Source organism: Microbacterium sp. 71-23 (assembly GCF_001897265.1).
Classification (GTDB): Bacteria; Actinomycetota; Actinomycetes; order Actinomycetales; family Microbacteriaceae; genus Microbacterium; species Microbacterium ginsengisoli.
In genome coordinates, this window is the sequence record NZ_MKSL01000035.1 from 1 (window position 1) to 19485 (window position 19485).

A 19485-nucleotide genomic window follows, 5' to 3' on the forward strand; every position below is an offset into this window, starting at 1 on the left:
ACGAACGACTGCATGCACGTCACCGAGGAGCACGTTGCCTCACCCGTCGGCAGCTTGAGCACGCCGCTGTCGAGTCCCACTGCCGCCCACGCGCGGTAGAACCCCTGCGTCGTCGCGATCGCCGATCCAGATGCCGCCACATCGATGCGACCGTTCGCGAACGTCTGCGCGCAGGCGCTGGACGCAGCACAGTCCGCCGGGCCCGAAGGCGCTCCGAGCGTGGCGATCCCGCCCATCGAGGTGTATTTCGCGGCGATGCCCGACGGGATCACATAGGCGACGGTGCCCGACGACACGATGAGTCCACCACTGAACTGCTGCGTGCAGCCGGCCGAGACGCATGCGGCGTTCGACAACGGATACCCCAGGGGTCCGCTCGAGCTGTTCACCGTGTTCCACGCTGTGAAGATCGGGCCCGTCACAGACGTCACTTGCGTGCCGGATGTGTAGAACGCCGCACGCGCGAACAGCTGGGCGCACTGGCTTCCGCCAGGGGAACAGAGCTCCGGTCCGCGCGCGCCGCCGAGCGCGACGCCCCCGGCCGCCAACCAGGCGGATGCGACATGGGAACCGACCAGCGACCCGCCCGTGGAGTCCGCCGCGATCACCCCGCCGTCGAAGGACTGCACACACGTGCCGTCGGGATTACAGACCACGACTCCCGTCGGAAGCCCGGGCGTCCCCGTGATGAATCCCAGATTGCGCCACATCGTCTCGATGAGCGTCGGCACACCGAACACTCCTCGACCGGGGAACCAGAAGATCGTTCCGCCCGTGAACGACTGCTGACAGTACTTGCTGTCGATGCACACGACGCCACCGAGCGGCGAACCGAGAATCCCGCTCGCGCCGCCGAGTGCCTGCCACGCATCGGCGTAGGCGCCCTCGACCGGCTGGCTCAGCGGGTTGCCGAACCAGTCGGTGTACAGCCGCCAGAAGTTGCGGTTGCCATAGGTCGAGCAGAAGTCGCCTGTCCCGTAGAGATTGTCGAGCGCTGCCTGGTTCGGCGTGTACGGCGTATAGATGTAGAGAGCCCGGGTCGCATCGTTCTGGATGTAGACCGGCTTCGTCCCGCAGATCCGACTGTTGTCGGGAGGCGTCGCCTGATAGAGGATGTTGTTCCAGCCGAGCTGATAGCCGAATGACTTCGGATTCTTGATGTAGACCTGGAACTGACGGGCCGCCCCGTACACCTGGTAGAAGAACCCCGCGTAGGCGGGATCGCACGCCGCGCCGTCCGGGCATCCCTGTCCGAGCGCGGCAGAGTAGTTCCGGGCCGTCGGCGCGGTGGACGTGATGAGACCCTGCTCCTTCTGGAGCATCACGAGGATCACCTTCGGGTTGATACCGCACGCCTGGGCGGCCAGCACGATGACCTGCGCGGCGCTCAGCGTGCCACCCGGCGTGGCTGCGCAGTAGCTGTTCGCCGCGAGCGCCGGAGTGGACTGCGCGTAGTAGTCCTTCAGACAGGGCATCCCGTTGCTGCCGCTGCACGAGGTCACTTTGGAGTTCAAAAACGCCTGGACATCCGCCACGGTCATCGACTGGGAGTCGAAGAAGTTCTGATCGGAGATCAGATACCCGGGCTGGAAGTCCGAGGCGTTGGCCGCGGCTGCCGGCGATGACGCCGCGGGGAGTACGACAGCGACGAGGCCGCCGACCACCGCGAGGCAGACAGCGAAGATCGCGATCAGCCGGGGCCTGCGCGCGCGTCGACCGGTGCCTGTCACGGCTGGCTAACGGTCGTGGGAGCAGAAGACGCTGCGGCCGTCGATGACGCGTAGCTCAGGACGAGCGTCCACTCACCGGAGGTCGCGCGAACCGAGATGGATCCGCAGTTGACCGCGGCGGGTGTCGCACTGGCAGCGATCGTGCCGCTCACCACACGCCCGTCCGACGCCGTCGCCGTGAGCGTGCAGGTCCCGTCCGTCCCGGCGGCGCCGGTCACCAGACCGGACGCCCAGAGCGATTGTCCGTCGGCACCGAAGTTGACGATGGTCACGGTCGCTTGACCCGACGGCGTCGACGGGGCATCCGGAACCACGACGTCCGTGGCTGCGGGCGTGGGCGCCGTGCTCGACGGAGTCGAGCTCACCGCGGGAGCACCGCTCGGCGCAACGGTGGACGCGGTCGGACTCGACGACGGCGAATCAGCGCGAAGTGGCGCACAGGCGGCAAGCCCTCCGCCGCCGACGAGCACGACGAACAGCGCCAGTCCACGGACAAGCCCCGAGCGACGCGGCGCGGAGGCTCGGCGGCCCGGAGCGATCAGGAGCCTGTCGTGGAGTCGGGTCACCATTCCAGTATCAACGCGAGGCGTCGCCGACGCTCCCAACGACACGAGACCTCACCGGATCAACCGGCGGAACCCTCGGGGACAACGTCGCCGACCACGATCGATTCGACGCACATCTTGCCGCCCTGAGAGTCGATGACCAGGTCGCCATGCAGTGAGTTCGGAAAGTACACGGCCACTCGGCCGCCGGAGGAGGGCCGGTCGACGGTCACCCAGCCGCCGGTGTAGTGCAGCGCCATCTTGTCTCCGGAACCGGCCGAGACGTCCACGATGATGTACGTTCGCCCCGACGTCCGCACCCCGGGCATCGGCAGGGACTCCGATCCGTCGGTGCACGCACTTCCGGTGAACTGTTGTGAAGGAGACGACACGGTAGCCGGGCCTGCTCGACCGTCCCGCCCGACGATCCAGGCGCCGTCGAGCACCGTCGTGGCCTGCGCACCGCGCCATCCCATACTCGGGAGCAACGGCACCACCATGTCGTAGGGGTGCAGCTCAGGTATGCCGAAGGAGGTGGGCAGCGGCGAGTCGATCAGAGGAGGCGAGGGGTTCGGGAGGGTCACCTCGAGATTGGTCACCCAGGCGCGGGCCGCGTAGCCGCCACTCGTCTCGATGGTGCGCAGCGACGTGACCGCCCAGGAACCGGCCGCGGTCACGAACAGCGCACACCCGCCGACGAGCGCGAAGACGCGGACGACGCGGGAGACGGCCGGTCGGGTACGGCTTTCCCGCTCCACCACCACGGCACGAAGAGCCACAACTAGCACGACACCGATCGCCAACCACACCAGCGCGGTGCTCTCGAGCAGGTACCGGAGCTGTCGCGAACCGGCGAGCCCGATGAGCTCGCCCCGACGTGACAGCACGGCTGCGTTCGCGAACACAGCGATCGCCGCGAAGATCCACACGCTGCCGTTCGAACGCGCGCGAAGGATCGTCCAGAGAATGAACACCGCGACCAACAGACAGGTGATCACGACTCGGGGCTCCGCCCACGAGGTCGGCTGGTTCGCCATGTCGATACCGAACAGAGACGGCACCAGTCCGCCGAAGACGTTCTGCGCGATGAAGCGCAGCGAGAATCCGATGCTGGGCGAATCCCCCGACTCGTCGACATACGGCCCCGACAGGAAGGCGATCACGTCGACGAGGGAGAGCGTGATGAGACCAAGCCACAGTGGCCACGCCCTCAGAAGCTCACGAGCGCGCTCCGCGACGGACCGCCCGCGCCAGATGACGAACACACACCACATCACGATGTGCAAGGAGAACAGCAGATTCTTCTCGCTGAGCGAGAGTGCCAGCGCGTAAAGGATGAGTCCGGCGATCAGGTGGCGCGCCCTCCGGGTGGTCACCCACCTGGTCGCACACCCCAGCACGGCGAGTCCGAGCGCGAGCGCGAACATGTTGTTCAGCGTGGCCGCCCACCAGAGACGAACTGCGAGCGGGCCAAGGGAGAGCGTGAACGCGAGCCCCGCGATGAGATTGATCCGTGCCGGCCCCACGACGGCGTCGATGCAGCGGGTGAGAGCGACAAAGGATCCCACGTGGATCAGAACGATGAAGACGAGCGCGGCCGGCCACGACAGGGCGAAGACTTTGAGGAACGCGATGACGCTGGCGATGTATCCGGGCATGAGATGCCCGAACCAGGAGCGCACGAGCACATCGGGCGTGATCGGATTGGCTCGGAAGTACTCGACGAAGACGAGATCATCCCGGTCGAAGTAAGATCCCGCGGCGACCGCGACGGTAGCCGCGGCCACGATGCCCGCAGTGAGCCACAGCTCCCAACGCAGGCGCGACGACACGGCGAATCGGACGATCATCTCGTTCGGTCCTCCCCCTGACGTGCCCCGATCATCCTAACTGGGCCTCCTTGCGGGCCCGTGCGCATCGACCCCGCTGGTATCGTTCAGGCGATGTCACGCGCCAGTCACCGAGCCGATCCGACGGCGCACTCGGCGCGAGACTGGTGCCTGTTCCTCGACCGCGACGGCGTCATAAACTCGCGCCTGGTCGATGACTACGTGACGACATGGGACGAGTTCCGTTTCGAGCCGGGTGCCGTCGAGGCGCTCGTCTCGCTCGCCCGATGGGCACCGCGAATCGTCGTCGTGACGAACCAGCAGGGCATCGGCAAGGGGCTGATGTCGCTCGAGGATCTGACCGACATCCACCGCGAGATGTGCCGGGTGATCGGCGATGCCGGCGGGAGAATCGACGCGATCGAGTTCTGCCCGCATCTCGCGGCGGAGGACTGCGAATGTCGCAAGCCGCGGCCGGGAATGGCCGCGCGCTACCTCCGCGCCCACCCCGAGATCGACGGCGCCGGTTCGGTTTTCGTCGGCGATCAGCCGTCGGATGTCCAGATGGCTCGCCGACTGGCATCCCTCACGGGCGACTGTCTCGCCGTCCGCATCGACGGCGGCGTCGATGCGGACGCCGACGCGACGTATCCGAGCCTCGCCGCATTCGCCGATGCCGTCGCACGACCTGCCGCGACACCTCGATGAGCGCGCCCGTCACGCGAGTCGATGCATCCGTCAGGCCGAATAGCCGAATGCGTCCTCGATAGCCTGCATGAACGAATGGATGACGACGAGCTCGGACTCCTGAATGCGGTCCGCCCATCGGTTCTCCCCCAGGGCGAGGGCGACGTCGGCGACGGCCGCAACCGGAGTGTCGGCGGGCCCGGATGACGCGATCACGACGCCGCCGGCAGACTTCATCGCCTCGGCCGCTCGCAGGACGTTGGCCGACTTCCCGCTCGTGGTCAGGGCGAGCAGCACATCGCCGGGACGGGCCAGCGCCTCGATGAACTTGGAGAAGACGAACTCGTACCCGTAGTCGTTGGCAACACAGGTGAGGTGCGACGGGTCGGAGATCGCGATCGCCCGCAGCGGCGGACGGTCACCTCGGAAACGACCGGTGAGTTCCTCGGCGAAGTGCTGGGCGTTGGTCATCGACCCCCCGTTCCCGCAGGCGAACAGTGTGCCTCCGGCGCGCAACGACGTCACCATGAGCGCCGCCGCACGGTCGAACGAGTCGACGAACGCGGCATCCTCGGCGAGAGCACTCATCCGCCGCACGTTGTCGCGAAGGTTGTCGGCAATCACACTCATCTTGCTTCCTTTCGCACGCAGCATCGCGTGATCATCCGCGGCGCACCTGCTCGCCCTGCGAGAGGCGCGTTGTCGACACGCCGTCGAGCAACCCCACGATCTGCACGCGGCCGCCCCACGCTCTGGCGTCCTCGCCCCCGACGACCTCTTCGGGCTTGTAGTCGGAGCCCTTCACAATGATGTCCGGCTTGATCGCCAGGATCAGCTCGCGCGGCGTGTCCTGATCGAAGACAGTGACGAAGTCGACGTAGCGCACGGCATCGAGCACACCCATGCGATCTCGCTGCGGCTGGAGGGGACGCGACGGGCCCTTGAGTCGGGCGGTCGACTCGTCGGAGTTGACCCCCACCACGAGCACATCCCCGAACGACCGGGCTTCCTTGAGCAGCGCGACATGGCCGGCATGCAGAAGATCGAAAACGCCGTTCGCGAAGACGATCCGCTTGCCGGCCGACTTCTCTACTTCGACCAGGCGGGCGAGCTCGGCCCAGTTCTCGACGGTCCCGGGTCGCCTGTCCGGCGAAGACTCGACCAGCAGCTCGTCCAGCAGATCGGCGCCCGTCACGACCGCCGTACCCGGCCGGCCGCACGCGATTCCCGCGGCCATGTTGCCCACCTGCACGGCCTCGGTCGTCGTCAGCCCGCTCGCAAGGCCCACCGCGATGCCGGCGATCATCGAATCTCCGGCCCCCGACACGTCGGCGACCAACCGCGCCCGCGTGGGAATCCGGACACGTGAGCCCGCCTCGATGACTTCCACGCCGGCGGCCGACAGCGAGACGGCGAGCGCACCGATTCCGTCGACCAGCAGTTCGTGCGCGATGTGCTCCAGGGTGGCCGCGTCCGGTCGGGCCGCTCGCACTCGCGACATCTGGCAGGCCTCCGCGAAGTTCGGCTTGACGATGCTCGCCCCGCGGTACTTCCGGATGTCGGTCGACTTGGGATCGACGACGACCGGGACTCCGTGGCGTTGCGCGAGCTCGATGACCTCGGCGACGAGGTCCGCGTCGAGAAGGCCCTTTGCGTAGTCGGAGATCACGACAGCGGTCGACGCCGTGCCTGCGGCCAGCCCTTCGGCGAGCGCCGCGACGACCGCGGCCTGACCCTCGAAGTCGAGTGCGGATGTGTCCTCACGGTCGATGCGCACGATCTGCTGCTGACCTGCAACGACGCGGAGCTTCTCAATGGTCGGCGCGTCGCCGCGATCGACGCGGCAGGTCGCCACCCCGGCGTCGGCGAGCAGTCGCTCCAGCTCACGTCCCGACTCATCAGTCGCCCACGCGGCGATCAGGGTGGTCGACGCACCGAGGGCGGCGATGTTCATCGCCGCGTTCGCGGCGCCACCCGCGACGCTGCGGTCCTGCGCGACCTGCAGCACGGGGATCGGCGCCTCCGGCGAGATCCGGTTGACGGTGCCGTCGACGTATCGATCGAGCATCGCGTCGCCGATGACGAACACCCGGGTCGTTTCGAATCCGAGCACGTGGCGCGGGGTGATCGACGGCGGCGTAGACATCTGCGAGGATCCAGACCTTCCAACAGGGGCGCACTGAAGTGGGCGCGACCGAACGAGCGTAGCCGACTCAACCCGCGAGTTCGCGGCTGACCTCCTCCACGGCCCGCAAGACATCATGCGTCTCGACGGCGAGGATGCAATGGGCATGGGATGCGACGCACTCCTCGCCGCAGTCACCGGTCGGAGCGGCGGGCTGGACGACACGGCATCGCGTCGACCACGGGCCGAAGCGCTCCGGCGCGTTGTCGCTCCACGGCGACCCTGTGGCGGGATGGCATGTGACGACGACCGTCGGCACATCGAGACTCGACGCGATGTGCTGCAGTCCGGAGTCGTTGCCGACGAACAGATCGCAGCGGCTGATCGCGGCTGCACTCTCACTGAGGCTGAGTGCGCCGGCGAGATCGGCTACCGGGATCCCCTGGGCCGACAACAGCTCGGTGAGGGCCGCCGCCCGCTCGACGTCGACCGCGCCCCCCAGAACCTGCACAGACAACGGCCCCGTCGCAGCGAGCGCGGCGGCGAGGTCGTTCAGCCGCTCGATCGGCCACTGCCGCTTCCCATCGCGCGCACCGATCCCGAAGCCGACCACCCGTCCCGGAGGCTGCCGCAGAGCGGCGGCCTCCGCGGCCCGATCGCGGTCGGACACGTCGTACAGCGCGGTCCCCGCTCGGCGGGTCGCCTCGTCGGTCCAGCGCACGCCCAGATGGGCGGCTACCCGTTCGAGCTGCTGCACGGAGAGCAACGGGACGTCGCCGCGGTCGATCACATCGGTGAGGAGGAGCTCCTGGTCTCCGAGCCAGGCTGGTTCCCGCGACGGCACGGGTGCGAACCCGACGACCGAACGGGCGCGCGAGGCGACGGCAAGGTAGCGCAGAGGAGTGTCGTCGAAGTCCCATCGCGGCAGGACGGCGAGGTCGTACCCCCGCAGCCGGAAGCGGCGCAGCGCCTGCCTCACCGTCAGCACCTGTCGTTTGAGCGCCGACCCGTGAAGGACGGGGGACCACGGGATGACCCGGTCCACCGTCGGTGCCGCGTGGAAGATCGTCGCCGGACCGGGCTTCACAACGAGGTGGATCGACGCCTTCGGCCACTGAGCCCGCATCGCAGCGAGCAGGGTCGTCGTGGTGACGGTGTCGCCGATCTCGTCGCTGCGCATCACGACGATGCGTCGCGGAGTGCGTGTCGGATCCCATGGACGCCGCCGCAGGGATCCGAAGAGACGCCAGTACAGCCGCGGGGAGAGCGGGTCACGGTGGCGGATCGCGTTGATCTGCCATTCGAGCTTTCGGAACAGGTTCGGTGTCGTCATGCATTCATCCACGTCGGGAGCGCGGCCATCGTCCGGATCGGCGCGCGGCGTCCCCGCGATCCTATCGGCTCGGCCCCGGCACACCGGGCTCACCGGCGGACGTCCACACCTCGCGGGCCGCCTCGTCGAGCTCCCTGGCGCGTGCGTCGAACGAGTGCTCCGCGCGGATTCTTGCGGAGATGCGAGCGAGCTGCGCGTCGTCGGGGAAGATCGTCGCCGGGTCGGCGCGCAGCAGGTCGACGAGGTGTGCGGCGTCCTGGTAGGTCACCACCGCGCCCTCGAAGATCTCCTCGATCCCCTCGACCTCCTCTGAGATCACCCGTCCACCGACGGCGACCACGTCGAACGGCCGCATCGCGAGAAACCCCTCTCGTCGCATCGCGGGCCACTGATCGTTGAGAACGATCGATGCGGTCTCGTACCGCTCGGGGAGTCGATCGTGCGGGATTGATCGCGCGGCCAGTGCGGACTGCGCAATGAACGGTCGCCAATCGGGCCCGTAGACACGCACCGGGATCCCGGCCGCCAACGGCACCACGACGCTGGGACGCGCGATCCCCCGAGCCGTCCCGACGAAGACGATGTCGTCGCCCCTTGGCAGTCCGCGCGGATGGAAGAGGTCGGTGTCGACGCACTCGAGCAACGGACGGATGTCGCGGCCCCAGCGCGCCGACGCGCGCGCCGCCCAGCCCCTCGACGCGGCGAACACCCGGTCGAACCCCGACACCTCCGCGCGGGTGATCTCATCAGGATGGCTGATGATCCACTGCAGTCGCACACGAGTTCGCGGTGCCCGGATGCGATACGGTCCCCGCACCACCACGCTCACGTCGTCGACGGCGTCGGTCGGACGCGACGCGGCGTCGAACGCATCGATGACCACGGTGTGGCCGCGCCGTCGGAGGGCACGCGCGAGACCTTCGGCGAAGTGTCGATCCCCCCAGACCGCGCCCTGGCGCCCCGCCGGTGCGCAGATCTTGATCGACCATCTCTGGGCACCGGGATGCGGACGCCGCCACACGAGATCGGCTGACGGGCGCACGGACGGGCGTCGGTGCCGCCAGCCGCGGACGTCGAACCCGGCGGCCCCGATGATGCTCCGAGCGACCGGCGTGTCATCGACACCCGAACGTCGACGCCAATACCGTGCGTCGCGACCGGCGCGGCGGCGCCTGAAGGCGATCTCGGGCTCATCGAAGACCGGTCGGACATCGGTCAGCACGCGCAAGGGCACGCCCGCGCACCGGCGGCGCACGTCGATCGAGATCGCCTCGAGCTCACCGTCGTTGGTCAGCGAGGGCAACGCCCCGGCGCGATCGAGCGTCGCCCGCGCCACGGCGAACGTGCGCCCGGTCAGCAGGGGGACGTCGAGGACCGCGTCGAGCCGGTCCAGATCCTCCGGCGGCATCCACTCCAGGATCCGGCCGGGAATCCCGTGCCCGATCGTCGCTGCTCCGATTCCCGCGACGGTCCCGTCGAATCGCCGATGCGCGGGGATCACGAATGACCCGGCGCCGGCCTCTCGCGCGAGCCGATCCAGTTCCCCCTCGGAGAATTCGGCACGGGCATCGAGCACGATGAGCGTGTCGGCGGCGAGAGAGCTCAGCGCCGCGCCGACCACCCGCGACCAGGTGCTCGTCGCCGCCTCCCGCCGCACGACGAGGGAGGGGACCAGTTGACGAAGGATCATCGCTGACACCCACGCGGATGCGTCGGGGGCGACGAAGCTCACCACGGCGGCGGCGCTGCCATCGGTGGCTCGGTGCGCCGCTTGCGCCAGCTTGCGGTGGTAACGACGATCCCCCGCCTGCAGGATGCGCACCAACCCGACCTCGTGATGCGGGACCGGACCACCGGTGGGCGCGGCACCGCGGCGCCAGGTGCGCGCGGCCTCGATGGCGAGGCGGCGGTACTGGTCGACGCTCATCGTCGTCTCCGCCGCCGCGGTGCGGAGCACCAGCGAGCCGGAGGGGTCGCGCCAGAGACGCTCCAGGGGCGGATCGCCCTCGCCCGCGACGGCTCCGTCGCCGGGTTCATGCCTCGTGGCGTCCCACCAAGGGTGCACGGACACCGTCGCCCGCTCGCTGACGAGATAGGCGTACAGGGCCGGAACGCGCAGAACCTCCGGCAGCTCGGCACCGGCGTACACCTCGTCGAAGAGGGGATTCAGGCTCATTCCGCGACGAAAGCCGCGCGTGACGTAGTGCGCGACGGCCGCCCGTCGCCCGACGCGATGGCCGAGCAGCGCGGAGTAGTACTGCGCGTCGATGAGCGCGGAGGCGAGCACGGTGCGCGCCCACCACACACGGTCGAGCGCACGGATGCCGGCACCGAGGACCGGTGCCGATCGCAGCCCCCGCACGAGACGTCGGATCCGGCTGCGCACCGTACGATCCTAGGCCGTGCTCCGGGAACGCAGACCCCGCAGCACCCTCCGAAGCCGCCGTCGCACCGCTCGCCAGACGGAGACGTCGACGATCGAGCGGCCGCGGTTGCCCGGCGAAACACCGGCTATGCGCTCGAGCACGCGCTTCTCGATGCCGGCCAGGTACAGCGGAAGGCCCGGCCCGTAAGTCGCGATCCACGTCGCGAGGGCTCGATCCCTCACGATCGCATCGTCGCGCGCGTGATCGGCGGACAGTTCGAACATGCTGTTGGCGGCCGCGCCCGTCACTCCGGGACGCTGGGTCCAATACGCGAGCGTCGTTCCTGGGATGAATCCGATCGGATGCCGCGGGAGCACCCGCAGATAAAACTCCCAGTCCTCGACGGCGTCGAGCGACTCGTCATACCCTCCGACCTCGTCATGGAGGGAACGTCGGTAGACGATGGATATCGGCACGATGCGATTGATCACGAGCATCTCGGCCAGCGATATCCGCGACATCCCGGCCCAGAACGGCGCGCGGTCCGCCTCCACCCACCGGCTCCCGCGCCGCTCCTCGTAGACGATCTCGGTGGGCACCGAGACCGCACCGGAATCCGGATGGGCATCGAGCCAGGACGTCGTGCGGGCGAGGAATTCCGGATGCCACAGATCGTCGTCGTCGTGCAGCACGACCAACGGCGCATCGGCTTCTCGAACCCCGGTGTTCGCCGCGATGCACCGTCCGCCCTCCCCCGGCGCGATGTGGACGACGTGCACCTTGTCGGAGACGGAGGAGTCGGCGACGACCTGCTCGACCTCGTGCGGCCGTCCCCCGTCGTTGACCACGACGGCGCGCCACGAGGTCATCGACTGTGCAGCGATGTCCGCCAACGCGCGTTCGAGGAAGTCAGGCCGCTCCTTGGTTCGGACGATGACGTCGACGCGGGCAGCCATGCGACCCATGATAGGGCGCGCCTCACAGCTCCGCGTGGAGCTCCCAGACCCGCGCGGCGTGGTCGGACCAGGAGAAGCCGCGTCCGCGATCGCGGGCCAGCACCCGCAGTCGCGCGCTGTCGCCGATCGCGTCATGCAGCGCGGCGCCGAGCTCGGCGGGGTCGACGAGCACTCCCCCGTCGACGATGATCTCCCGATGGTCGTCGCAGTCCGCGGCGATGACCGGCACCCCCACGGCGAACGCCTCGAGGACCCGCCATGGGAACGCCGAGGCCCGCGAGGGCGCGACGACGGCGACCGCCGCATCCAGCACCGCCGCGCGGTCGTGCGCGTCGAGCCCGGCGAGCACCCGCAGGTGGGCGCTCGGTACCCCGGCCTGTTCCGCCCGCGCCCTCACCCGGTCGACGCGCAGGTCGCCGGCGCCCAGCACGACGATCGGCACATCCGGGGCGCCGCACAGTGCCGCCGCGAATCCGGCGTCGAGGTCGGCCTCGGCACCCGCACCGTCGAGCACGAGCACGCGGTCGGGCACGACGAGCGCGCGGCGGCGTCCGATCGCGTCACCGGGAACGGCGAACCCCTGAGGTGCCGCCCCCGCGATCACGCGTACACGTCCGCGCAGCTTCGTGGTCGCCGCCAGTCGCTCCGCGATCGCATGGGTCGGGACGATCACGGCGTCGGCGTGCCGTTCGGCGCGCTTGAGCATCGCCTTGTGCGCGAGCGCAGCGGTCTTCGACGCGGCATCCGAGAAGTCAGGGATGTCCCAGAGCGTCACGACCGTCTGGTCGTTGTCGTTGATGCGGTCGTGACGCACGAGCGGCGCCGCCAGCGTCGGCGAATGGATGAGTCCGCCGCCGACACCCGGCGCGACGCCGAGCTGCCAGGAGGCGAGAGCGGCGGCCCGCGGCATCCCGACCGTGTCGACGCGGGCGAGCCCCGGAACCTCGCGCGCGAGCGCGGCAGCGTCGCCGGCCGGCACGAGGGCGGCGACCTCGCAGTCCCGCGGCGCGGTCGCGATCAGGGCGCGCGCCACCTCGGCGGATGCTGCCGTGAGTTCCGACGCGGGCGCTCCGACCAGTTGATCGAGCACCACGCGCAGGGTCACCGTCATGGTCTCGAGCCTACCCACCGCGTGTCGGGCGAACCCGAGCGCGCGCTCAGCCGGTGGGGCTCGGAGTGGCGGAGGACGGATGCAGCTTCTCGGCTACGAGCGCGCGCGTGACGGTGAAGTCCGGCTTGTCGGGGTCGATGTTCGCACCGGCGGGCGTGAGCTCGAGCGACTGCACGGGCTGACCCTTCGCCTTGATCGCGAGATCGAGGAAATAGCCGATCATCGAGTCGGGGATGTCCGTTTCGATGATGTGGGTGCCGGCGTTGGCGACATCCTGGAAGCGCGAGAGCACGTTCGCCGGGGTGAACTGCGCGAGGATCGCCTCCTGCAGCTGACGCTGGCGGAGCATCCGGTCCCAGTCGCTCGTCGTGTAGCGCGAGCGGGCGTACCACTGCGCCGTGTCGCCGTCCATGTGCTGCGCACCCGGCTCGATCCACCCGATCGCCCACTTGCTCGCGGGCTCGTTCGTGTACGTCGGCCCCCAGCCCTTCGGGAGTCGTTCGGTGACGGTGATGTCGATGCCGCCGAGCGCGTCGATGAGGGCCGCGAAGCCGTCCATGTCGATGAAGACGTAGTACGGGATCGTGAGTCCGGTGACGCCCTCCGCGGCATCCTTCACCGCTTCGATACCGGGGCTGTATTGATACGTGGTCGCGTCGGGATAGATGTCGGTGCCCTTGCGGAGCACGTTCACCTCGGTGAAGATCTCGTTGATCGCGCAGTGGGCGGTGCCGCAGTTCTTGCCCTTGTAGCCGTCGGGGAAGAGAGTCTGCATCGGCCCCGGCGCGAACGGCACGTCCTTCATGTCGCGCGGGATACCGGTGATGGTGACCTGTCCGGTGTCGGCGTTGACGGATGCCACGGAGATGCTGTCGGGGCGCATCGAATCGCGTCCCGCTCCGCTGTCGACGCCCAGCAGGAGGATGTTGTAGTACCCGTCGGTCGGCGCGACGGCGGGGCCGCCCGAGCTGAACACCGACCCGAGCGCATTCCGTGCCGAGCCGACCAGCACCGCCGCGTACCCCGCGCCGCCGCTGACCACGAGCGTCACCGCGACGACAGCGGCCGGCACCGCGAGGCGTGCCCACGGGCGCGTCTTGATGAGCCGTACGAGCCGCAGCGTGTCGAGGGCGAGCACGATCCAGAGCACGGCGTACGCGACGAGGGCGATCTGGATGATCAGCAGCACGAGACTGTTCGTGACGACGGTGAGGAAGAACGGTCGCCACACAACGGCGACGAGCACGGCCAGAACCGCGAGCACCCACATGACGAGGGTCGCACCGAGGCCGAGTTTCGCGAGGCGGCGGTTGCCCGCCGCGGCCTGTGCCGAGCCCGGGATCAGGAGGTTCACGACGACGAGCCACCAGGCACGCCGCGTCATGACCGCCGGCGACGTGCTGTCGGGGTAGCGGATCGGATAGGGGTTGACGAGACCCCGTTCGTCGCCCGGCCGCCGGGGGGTGCGGGGGGGCGACGGTCACAGGCTGTCCTTCAGGCGGCGGTTCTTCTGCGCCACCTGATCCTCCAGCTCGCGCGCGTACGCCTCGACCCTGTCGGCGAGGCGCGGATCGGAGGCACCGAGGATGCGCACGGCGAGCAGCCCGGCGTTCTTCGCGCCGCCGATCGAGACGGTCGCGACCGGGATGCCGCCGGGCATCTGAACGATCGACAGCAGCGAGTCGAGCCCGTCGAGGGTCGCGAGCGGCACCGGCACCCCGATGACGGGGAGGGCGGTGACGGAGGCGAGCATCCCGGGGAGGTGCGCGGCACCGCCGGCGCCCGCGATGATCGCCTTCAGGCCGCGGCCGCGCGCCTCACGCCCGTAGGCGATCAGCTTGTCGGGGGTGCGGTGGGCGGAGACGATCTCGACCTCGTGCGGCACGCCGAAGTCGCCCAGCACCTGGGAGGCGTCGGCCATCACCCGCCAGTCGGAGTCGGAACCCATCACGACCCCGACCAGGGGCGCGTCGGAGGAATGCAGCGCGCGCGTCACCCGTCCAGGCTAGGGCGCTCGTGCTGGACATCACCGCAACGGCGCGCGGTCACGGCATCCGGGCGCCGGCCGCCCGGCGCACGCCTCAGTCGAGGAAGAAGGATGCCGCGGCCACGGCGTCCGCGCGGACCGCGTCGAGATCGCTCCCCGACACGTTGACGTGGCCGACCTTCCGCCCGGGTCGGGGCGCCTTGCCGTAGGTGTGCACCTTCGCGTCGGGGTGCGCGGCCATCGCCGCAGCGAAGCGCTCGTCGAGCGATCCGGCGACGGGGCCGCCGAGCACGTTGATCATCACGGTCCAGGGCGCGCGCGCGGCGGTGTCGCCCAGGGGCAGATCGAGCACGGCACGCAGGTGCTGCTCGAACTGGCTGGTCACCGCGCCGTCCTGCGTCCAGTGGCCGCTGTTGTGCGGGCGCATCGCGAACTCGTTGACCAGCACGCGTCCGGAGGCCGTCGCGAACAGCTCCACCGCCAGCATCCCGGTGACGCCGACGCCGTGCGCGACGCCGGTCGCGATGCGGGTCGCCTCGGCGGCGACCTCGGGGGCGAGGCCCGCCGCCGGGGCGACGACCTCGGCACACACGCCGCCGCGCTGCACCGTCTCCACGACCGGATACGCGACGAGCTCCCCCGAGGGGCGGCGGGCGACCTGCGCGGCGAGCTCGCGGTCGAAGTCGACGAGCTCCTCGACGAGCAGCGCACCGCCGCGGCCATCCTCGGCGAGCGCCGCGAACCAGTCGTCGGCGTCGGTGGCCGCACCGACGACCCGCACGCCCTTGCCGTCGTAGCCGCCGCGCGGAGTCTTGACCACGGCGCGGCCGCCGTGGGAGGCGAGGAATGCACCCAGCGCCTCGGCGTCGGCGACCTCCGCCCAGTCGGGCTGAGGGAGGCCGAGCTCGGCGACCTTACGGCGCATCGCGAGCTTGTCCTGCGCGTACTGCAGGGCGTCCGGCCCGGGGTGCACGGCGACGCCGTCGGCGATGAGGGCGCGCAGCACGTCCTGCGGAACGTGCTCGTGGTCGAAGGTGAGCACGTCGACGTCTTTCGCGAACGCCCGCACCGTCTCGATGTCTCGGTAGTCGCCCACGGCCGTCGCGGCGAGCGCCGCCGACATGCCCGGCTCCTCCGCGAGCACGCGGATCTCCACGCCCAGCTCGACCGCCGGGGCGATCATCATGCGGGCGAGCTGCCCGCCCCCGACGACTCCGACGCGCACGGTCATGCGTCTCCCTTCGACCGATCCATTCTGCCGCAGGCGTCGCGACGGGTGCGCGTCAGAGGGTCTCGCCGGTGGTGTGACTGTCGCGGTGGGCCAGGATCTGTCCGACCTCGACCTGGTCGACGAGCACCTCGTGCACGAGGTTCACGTCGCGGATGCCGCGCAGCACGAGAGGTTTCTCGGTGCCGGAGGCGAGCTCGATCGTGCCCGCGCGCCACAGACGCTGCCACAGGCCGCGCCGGACGGTGATCGCATAGCCGCGCGTGTGACCGACCTCGCGGTGGGTGCGTGAGAGCAGACCGCTGCGCTCGATGACCCGGCGCGTCGTGATCGTGTAGGTGTGCGCGGACCACGCGAGATACGGCAGTACGACGAGCAGCACGATGACGATCGCGGCCACGGCGGGGACCACCCAGATCGGCAGCCCGAAAGGCGGGTCGAACAGGAAGTAGCCGGTCGCGCCGCACACAGCGATGAGCAGAAGCGCCGACCAGAACAGTCCGGCACCCACCGGTCGCATCCGGGCGATGCGCCGTTCGGGCGCGTCGACACCCGGGGCGGGGGTCTGCGGCCGGCCGTAGCCGTAGGCCGAGGTGTTGCTCACCCTCTCATTGTGGCGGCCGGTACCGACGGCGCGAGCTGCGCCACGCGGGACCGGAACGGCGAGCGACGCCCCACCTCACCGCACGTGGGTGACGTCTCCCGCTGCGACGGCCGTCTCACCCGCAGCCCCGCGCACGACCAGGCGTCCGTCGGTGTCGATGCGCACGGCCTCGCCCACGAGCGCGGAACCGTCGGGGAGGGACACGGTGACGGCGCGCCCGAGCGTCAGGCACAGCGCCTCGATCTCACCCCGCAGACCCGCCGCCGACGCGTCGCCTCCGGCTGCCGCGAGCGCGGCCAGCTGCTCGTCGAGAGCCGTCAGGTAGTCGGCGATCAGGCGATCCTCGTCGACGGCGACCCCGAGGGCGGCGAACGAGGTCGCGGTGGTCACGGGCAGGTCGACCGCGGCCATCCGCGTGTTCACTCCGGAGCCGACGACGACGGTCGAGGGCGAGCCGGCGACGGCTTCGGCGAGGATGCCGCAGATCTTCAGTCCGTCCACGAGCACGTCGTTGGGCCACTTCAGCCCGGCGGAGTTGCCGGTTCCGCGCAGCTGCGCGGCGACAGCGCGGGTCATCGCGGCGCCGGCGGCGAGCGGGATCCAGCCGCGGGCCGCAATCGGGAGCCCGGTGACGTCGACGACGACGGACAGGGCGAGCGCGGCGCCGGGTGGCGCGACCCAGGTGCGGTCGAGGCGACCCCGCCCCCGACGCTGGTCGGTGGTCAGCAGCGCCGACAGGTGCGGCCAGTCGCGGGGCGCGTCGCGCACGGCGGCCACGAGGTCGGCGTTCGTGGAGTCGGTGTGCTCGGCGACCTGGAGCCTCGGGCTGACCGCGGCGGCGAGGGGGAATCCTGCGGCGGGAATGGGCATGCCGCCACCCTACGCGCGGGCTCCGGGCCGCCGGCATCCACCGCCATGTCTCAGACGAGGAACAGCGGATGCCTCCGCCTGTTGTCCGAACCCTCCAAGCGTCGGACGGGGCCGGTGGATAGGGTGGAATCCGTGACCGACACCCCCGACCTCACGACCACCGCTGCCAAGATCGAGGACCTGCGCCGCCGTTACCGCGAGGCGGTCGTCGACGCCGAGACCGTCGCGCAGACCAAGCAGCACGCCAAGGGCAAGCTCACCGCCCGCGAGCGCATCGAGATGCTGCTCGACCACGGGTCGTTCACCGAGGTCGATGAGTACGTGCGCCACCGCACCACCGCGTTCGGCATGGAGAAGTCGCGTCCCTACGGCGATTCCGTCGTCACCGGCGTCGGCACGATCCACGGTCGCACCGTCGCCGTCTACTCGCAGGACTTCTCGACCTTCGGGGGCTCCCTCGGCGAGGTCGCGGGCGAGAAGATCATCAAGGTCATGGAGCTGGCGCTGCGCAGCGGCATCCCGATCATCGGCGTGCTCGACTCGGGCGGCGCGCGCATCCAGGAGGGTGTGGTCGCGCTCGGCAAGTACGGCGAGATCTTCCGCCTGAACACCGCCTCGTCGGGCGTGATCCCGCAGATCTCGATCATCATGGGCCCGGCTGCGGGCGGTGCCGTCTACGGCCCGGCGCTCACCGACTTCGTGATCATGGTCGACAAGACCAGCCAGATGTTCGTCACCGGCCCCGACGTGATCAAGACGGTCACCGGCGAGGACGTCGGGATGGACGAGCTCGGCGGCGCCCACACGCACAACACCCGGTCGGGCGTCGCGCACTACCTCGCCGACGACGAGGAGGACGCGATCGACTACGCGCGCTCGCTGCTCGCCTTCCTCCCCGACAACAACATGTCGGAGGTGCCCGACTACGAGTCGGCGTTCGACTTCGAGACGACCGACTCCGACCGCACCCTCAACACGGTCATCCCCGACTCCCCCAACCAGCCCTACGACATGCACGGCGTCATCGAGCACATCGTCGACGACGGCGACTTCCTCGAGGTGCAGCCGCTGTTCGCGCCGAACATCCTCATCGGGTTCGGCCGCGTCGAGGGCCGCTCGGTGGGCATCATCGCCAACCAGCCGTCGCAGATGGCGGGCACCCTGAACATCGACGCAGGCGAGAAGGCGGCGCGTTTCGTGCGCTTCTGCGACGCGTTCTCGATCCCGATCGTGACGCTCGTCGACGTGCCCGGCTACCTCCCCGGCACCGACCAGGAGTGGACCGGCGTCATCCGCCGCGGCGCGAAACTCCTCTACGCGTATGCCGAGGCGACAGTGCCGCTGGTGACGGTGATCCTGCGCAAGGCCTACGGCGGCGCGTACATCGTCATGGGCTCCAAGCAGCTCGGCGCCGACATCAACCTGGCCTGGCCGACCGCCGAGATCGCGGTCATGGGCGGCCAGGGCGCGGTGAACATCCTCTACCGCGGCGAGCTCAAGCGCGCCGAGGAGGCCGGCGAGGACGTCGCCGCCGTGCGCGCCCGCCTCGCCAACGAGTACACCTACAACGTCACCTCCCCGTTCCTCGCCGCCGAGCGCGGCGAGCTCGACGGCATCATCGAGCCGGCGCAGACCCGCGTGTCGATCGCGAAGGCCCTGCGGGCACTGCGCGGCAAGCGTGCGTCGCTCCCGCCGAAGAAGCATGGGAACATCCCCCTGTGAGCCTGTTCGACGAGACGGATGCCGCGTCCCCCGTGCCCGTGCGCATCGACGTGCGTCGCGGCAACCCGACGGACGAGGAGCTGGCGGCGATCGTCGCGGTGGTGACCGAGGCGTATGCGGCCGAACAGGCGGGAGCGGTCGCCGCCCCGGCGCGGCGACCGAGCGGATGGCAGCTCACCCGCCGTTCGCTGCGCACATCGTTCGACCGCAGGGGCGGCTGGGGCGGCTTCCGCGGTTGATCCGACGCTGTCGGAACGATGTCACCCGAAGTACCTACATACAGGCGCGCTGAAGGTGCGAATACTGATATCGCTGGGTTTCCCAGCGAGAGCTCGACCTGACACTGTTGCGGGGTCAGGGAGCCACTCGCAGACGATATCGGGTAATTGTCT

General features: G+C 69.8%; 17 protein-coding genes. 3 read left to right on the forward strand and 14 right to left on the reverse strand.

All coding sequences use genetic code 11. The annotated features are described in order from the left end of the window. The 3 genes from BGO15_RS10660 to BGO15_RS10670 form a co-directional block, all read right to left on the reverse strand. Positions 1 to 1730, reverse strand: a 1730-nt coding sequence (locus tag BGO15_RS10660) for an LGFP repeat-containing protein (protein WP_502689165.1), incomplete at its 3' end; no start/stop codon positions are given. Next, on the reverse strand, positions 1727 to 2095 hold the full coding sequence (locus tag BGO15_RS10665) for a hypothetical protein (RefSeq protein ID WP_156454702.1): 369 nt from the start codon (positions 2093 to 2095) through the stop codon (positions 1727 to 1729). The genes BGO15_RS10665 and BGO15_RS10660, both read right to left, overlap by 4 nt. A gap of 260 nt (positions 2096 to 2355) precedes the next feature. Continuing rightward, positions 2356 to 4125 carry a hypothetical protein gene (locus tag BGO15_RS10670; protein WP_056207998.1) on the reverse strand — a complete coding sequence of 590 codons (1770 nt, stop codon included), beginning with the start codon at positions 4123 to 4125 and terminating at the stop codon, positions 2356 to 2358. 93 nt (positions 4126 to 4218) lie between these two features. On the opposite strand from BGO15_RS10670, the gene BGO15_RS10675 reads away from it, so the two are divergent. After that, entirely contained in the window at positions 4219 to 4812 is a 594-nt protein-coding gene (locus BGO15_RS10675; protein WP_082483131.1) for a D-glycero-alpha-D-manno-heptose-1,7-bisphosphate 7-phosphatase, read from the forward strand. Between the two features lie 30 nt (positions 4813 to 4842). On the opposite strand, the gene BGO15_RS10680 is transcribed toward BGO15_RS10675, so the two are convergent. The 11 genes from BGO15_RS10680 to BGO15_RS10730 form a co-directional block, all read right to left on the reverse strand. Further along, the gene (locus BGO15_RS10680) at positions 4843 to 5421 is read right to left on the reverse strand and encodes a D-sedoheptulose-7-phosphate isomerase (RefSeq protein ID WP_056208024.1); all 579 of its coding nucleotides are present in this window, start codon (positions 5419 to 5421) and stop codon (positions 4843 to 4845) included. Between the two features lie 31 nt (positions 5422 to 5452). Further along, the gene (locus tag BGO15_RS10685; protein ID WP_162237837.1) at positions 5453 to 6937 is read right to left on the reverse strand and encodes a PfkB family carbohydrate kinase; all 1485 of its coding nucleotides are present in this window, start codon (positions 6935 to 6937) and stop codon (positions 5453 to 5455) included. A 67-nt stretch (positions 6938 to 7004) separates the two neighbouring features. Then, positions 7005 to 8249: a glycosyltransferase family 9 protein gene (locus tag BGO15_RS10690; protein ID WP_056518669.1), complete on the reverse strand. Its 1245-nt coding sequence runs from the start codon at positions 8247 to 8249 to the stop codon at positions 7005 to 7007. A gap of 61 nt (positions 8250 to 8310) precedes the next feature. Next, entirely contained in the window at positions 8311 to 10635 is a 2325-nt protein-coding gene (locus tag BGO15_RS10695; protein WP_056518667.1) for a CgeB family protein, read from the reverse strand. A 9-nt stretch (positions 10636 to 10644) separates the two neighbouring features. Continuing rightward, entirely contained in the window at positions 10645 to 11571 is a 927-nt protein-coding gene (locus tag BGO15_RS10700) for a glycosyltransferase family 2 protein (RefSeq protein WP_056207989.1), read from the reverse strand. Between the two features lie 22 nt (positions 11572 to 11593). Continuing rightward, on the reverse strand, positions 11594 to 12682 hold the full coding sequence (locus tag BGO15_RS10705; protein ID WP_056207986.1) for a glycosyltransferase: 1089 nt from the start codon (positions 12680 to 12682) through the stop codon (positions 11594 to 11596). Positions 12683 to 12728: 46 nt separating this feature from the next. Continuing rightward, entirely contained in the window at positions 12729 to 14066 is a 1338-nt protein-coding gene (locus BGO15_RS10710) for an LCP family protein (protein WP_056207983.1), read from the reverse strand. A 96-nt stretch (positions 14067 to 14162) separates the two neighbouring features. Then, positions 14163 to 14630, reverse strand: coding sequence for a 5-(carboxyamino)imidazole ribonucleotide mutase (gene purE, locus BGO15_RS10715; RefSeq protein WP_056518681.1), 468 nt, complete (start codon positions 14628 to 14630; stop codon positions 14163 to 14165). 133 nt (positions 14631 to 14763) lie between these two features. Then, the gene (locus BGO15_RS10720; RefSeq protein WP_056207980.1) at positions 14764 to 15900 is read right to left on the reverse strand and encodes a 5-(carboxyamino)imidazole ribonucleotide synthase; all 1137 of its coding nucleotides are present in this window, start codon (positions 15898 to 15900) and stop codon (positions 14764 to 14766) included. Positions 15901 to 15952: 52 nt separating this feature from the next. After that, on the reverse strand, positions 15953 to 16501 hold the full coding sequence (locus BGO15_RS10725) for a PH domain-containing protein (protein WP_056207977.1): 549 nt from the start codon (positions 16499 to 16501) through the stop codon (positions 15953 to 15955). Between the two features lie 75 nt (positions 16502 to 16576). Continuing rightward, positions 16577 to 17371 (reverse strand): biotin--[acetyl-CoA-carboxylase] ligase, encoded by a 795-nt coding sequence (locus BGO15_RS10730; protein WP_056518663.1) that lies wholly within the window; start codon positions 17369 to 17371, stop codon positions 16577 to 16579. Positions 17372 to 17494: 123 nt separating this feature from the next. On the opposite strand from BGO15_RS10730, the gene BGO15_RS10735 reads away from it, so the two are divergent. Then, the gene (locus BGO15_RS10735; protein WP_045248254.1) at positions 17495 to 19093 is read left to right on the forward strand and encodes an acyl-CoA carboxylase subunit beta; all 1599 of its coding nucleotides are present in this window, start codon (positions 17495 to 17497) and stop codon (positions 19091 to 19093) included. Further along, a complete protein-coding gene (locus BGO15_RS10740) occupies positions 19090 to 19332 on the forward strand; it encodes an acyl-CoA carboxylase subunit epsilon (protein ID WP_082486245.1) in 243 nt (80 codons plus the stop codon). The genes BGO15_RS10735 and BGO15_RS10740 overlap by 4 nt, the downstream gene beginning before the upstream one ends. The last annotated feature ends 153 nt before the right edge of the window (positions 19333 to 19485 follow it).

Excerpts from the sequence above, each read along its gene's own strand:
- BGO15_RS10670 (WP_056207998.1), bottom strand. The coding sequence starts at position 4,125 with ATGATCGTCCGATTCGCCGTGTCGTCGCGCCTGCGTTGGGAGCTGTGG.
- BGO15_RS10675 (WP_082483131.1), top strand. The coding sequence starts at position 4,219 with ATGTCACGCGCCAGTCACCGAGCCGATCCGACGGCGCACTCGGCGCGA.
- BGO15_RS10680 (WP_056208024.1), bottom strand. The coding sequence starts at position 5,421 with ATGAGTGTGATTGCCGACAACCTTCGCGACAACGTGCGGCGGATGAGT.
- BGO15_RS10685 (WP_162237837.1), bottom strand. The coding sequence starts at position 6,937 with ATGTCTACGCCGCCGTCGATCACCCCGCGCCACGTGCTCGGATTCGAA.
- BGO15_RS10690 (WP_056518669.1), bottom strand. The coding sequence starts at position 8,249 with ATGACGACACCGAACCTGTTCCGAAAGCTCGAATGGCAGATCAACGCG.
- BGO15_RS10700 (WP_056207989.1), bottom strand. The coding sequence starts at position 11,571 with ATGGCTGCCCGCGTCGACGTCATCGTCCGAACCAAGGAGCGGCCTGAC.
- BGO15_RS10705 (WP_056207986.1), bottom strand. The coding sequence starts at position 12,682 with ATGACGGTGACCCTGCGCGTGGTGCTCGATCAACTGGTCGGAGCGCCC.
- BGO15_RS10710 (WP_056207983.1), bottom strand. The coding sequence starts at position 14,066 with ATGACGCGGCGTGCCTGGTGGCTCGTCGTCGTGAACCTCCTGATCCCG.
- purE (WP_056518681.1), bottom strand. The coding sequence starts at position 14,630 with ATGGGTTCCGACTCCGACTGGCGGGTGATGGCCGACGCCTCCCAGGTG.
- BGO15_RS10720 (WP_056207980.1), bottom strand. The coding sequence starts at position 15,900 with ATGACCGTGCGCGTCGGAGTCGTCGGGGGCGGGCAGCTCGCCCGCATG.
- BGO15_RS10730 (WP_056518663.1), bottom strand. The coding sequence starts at position 17,371 with ATGCCCATTCCCGCCGCAGGATTCCCCCTCGCCGCCGCGGTCAGCCCG.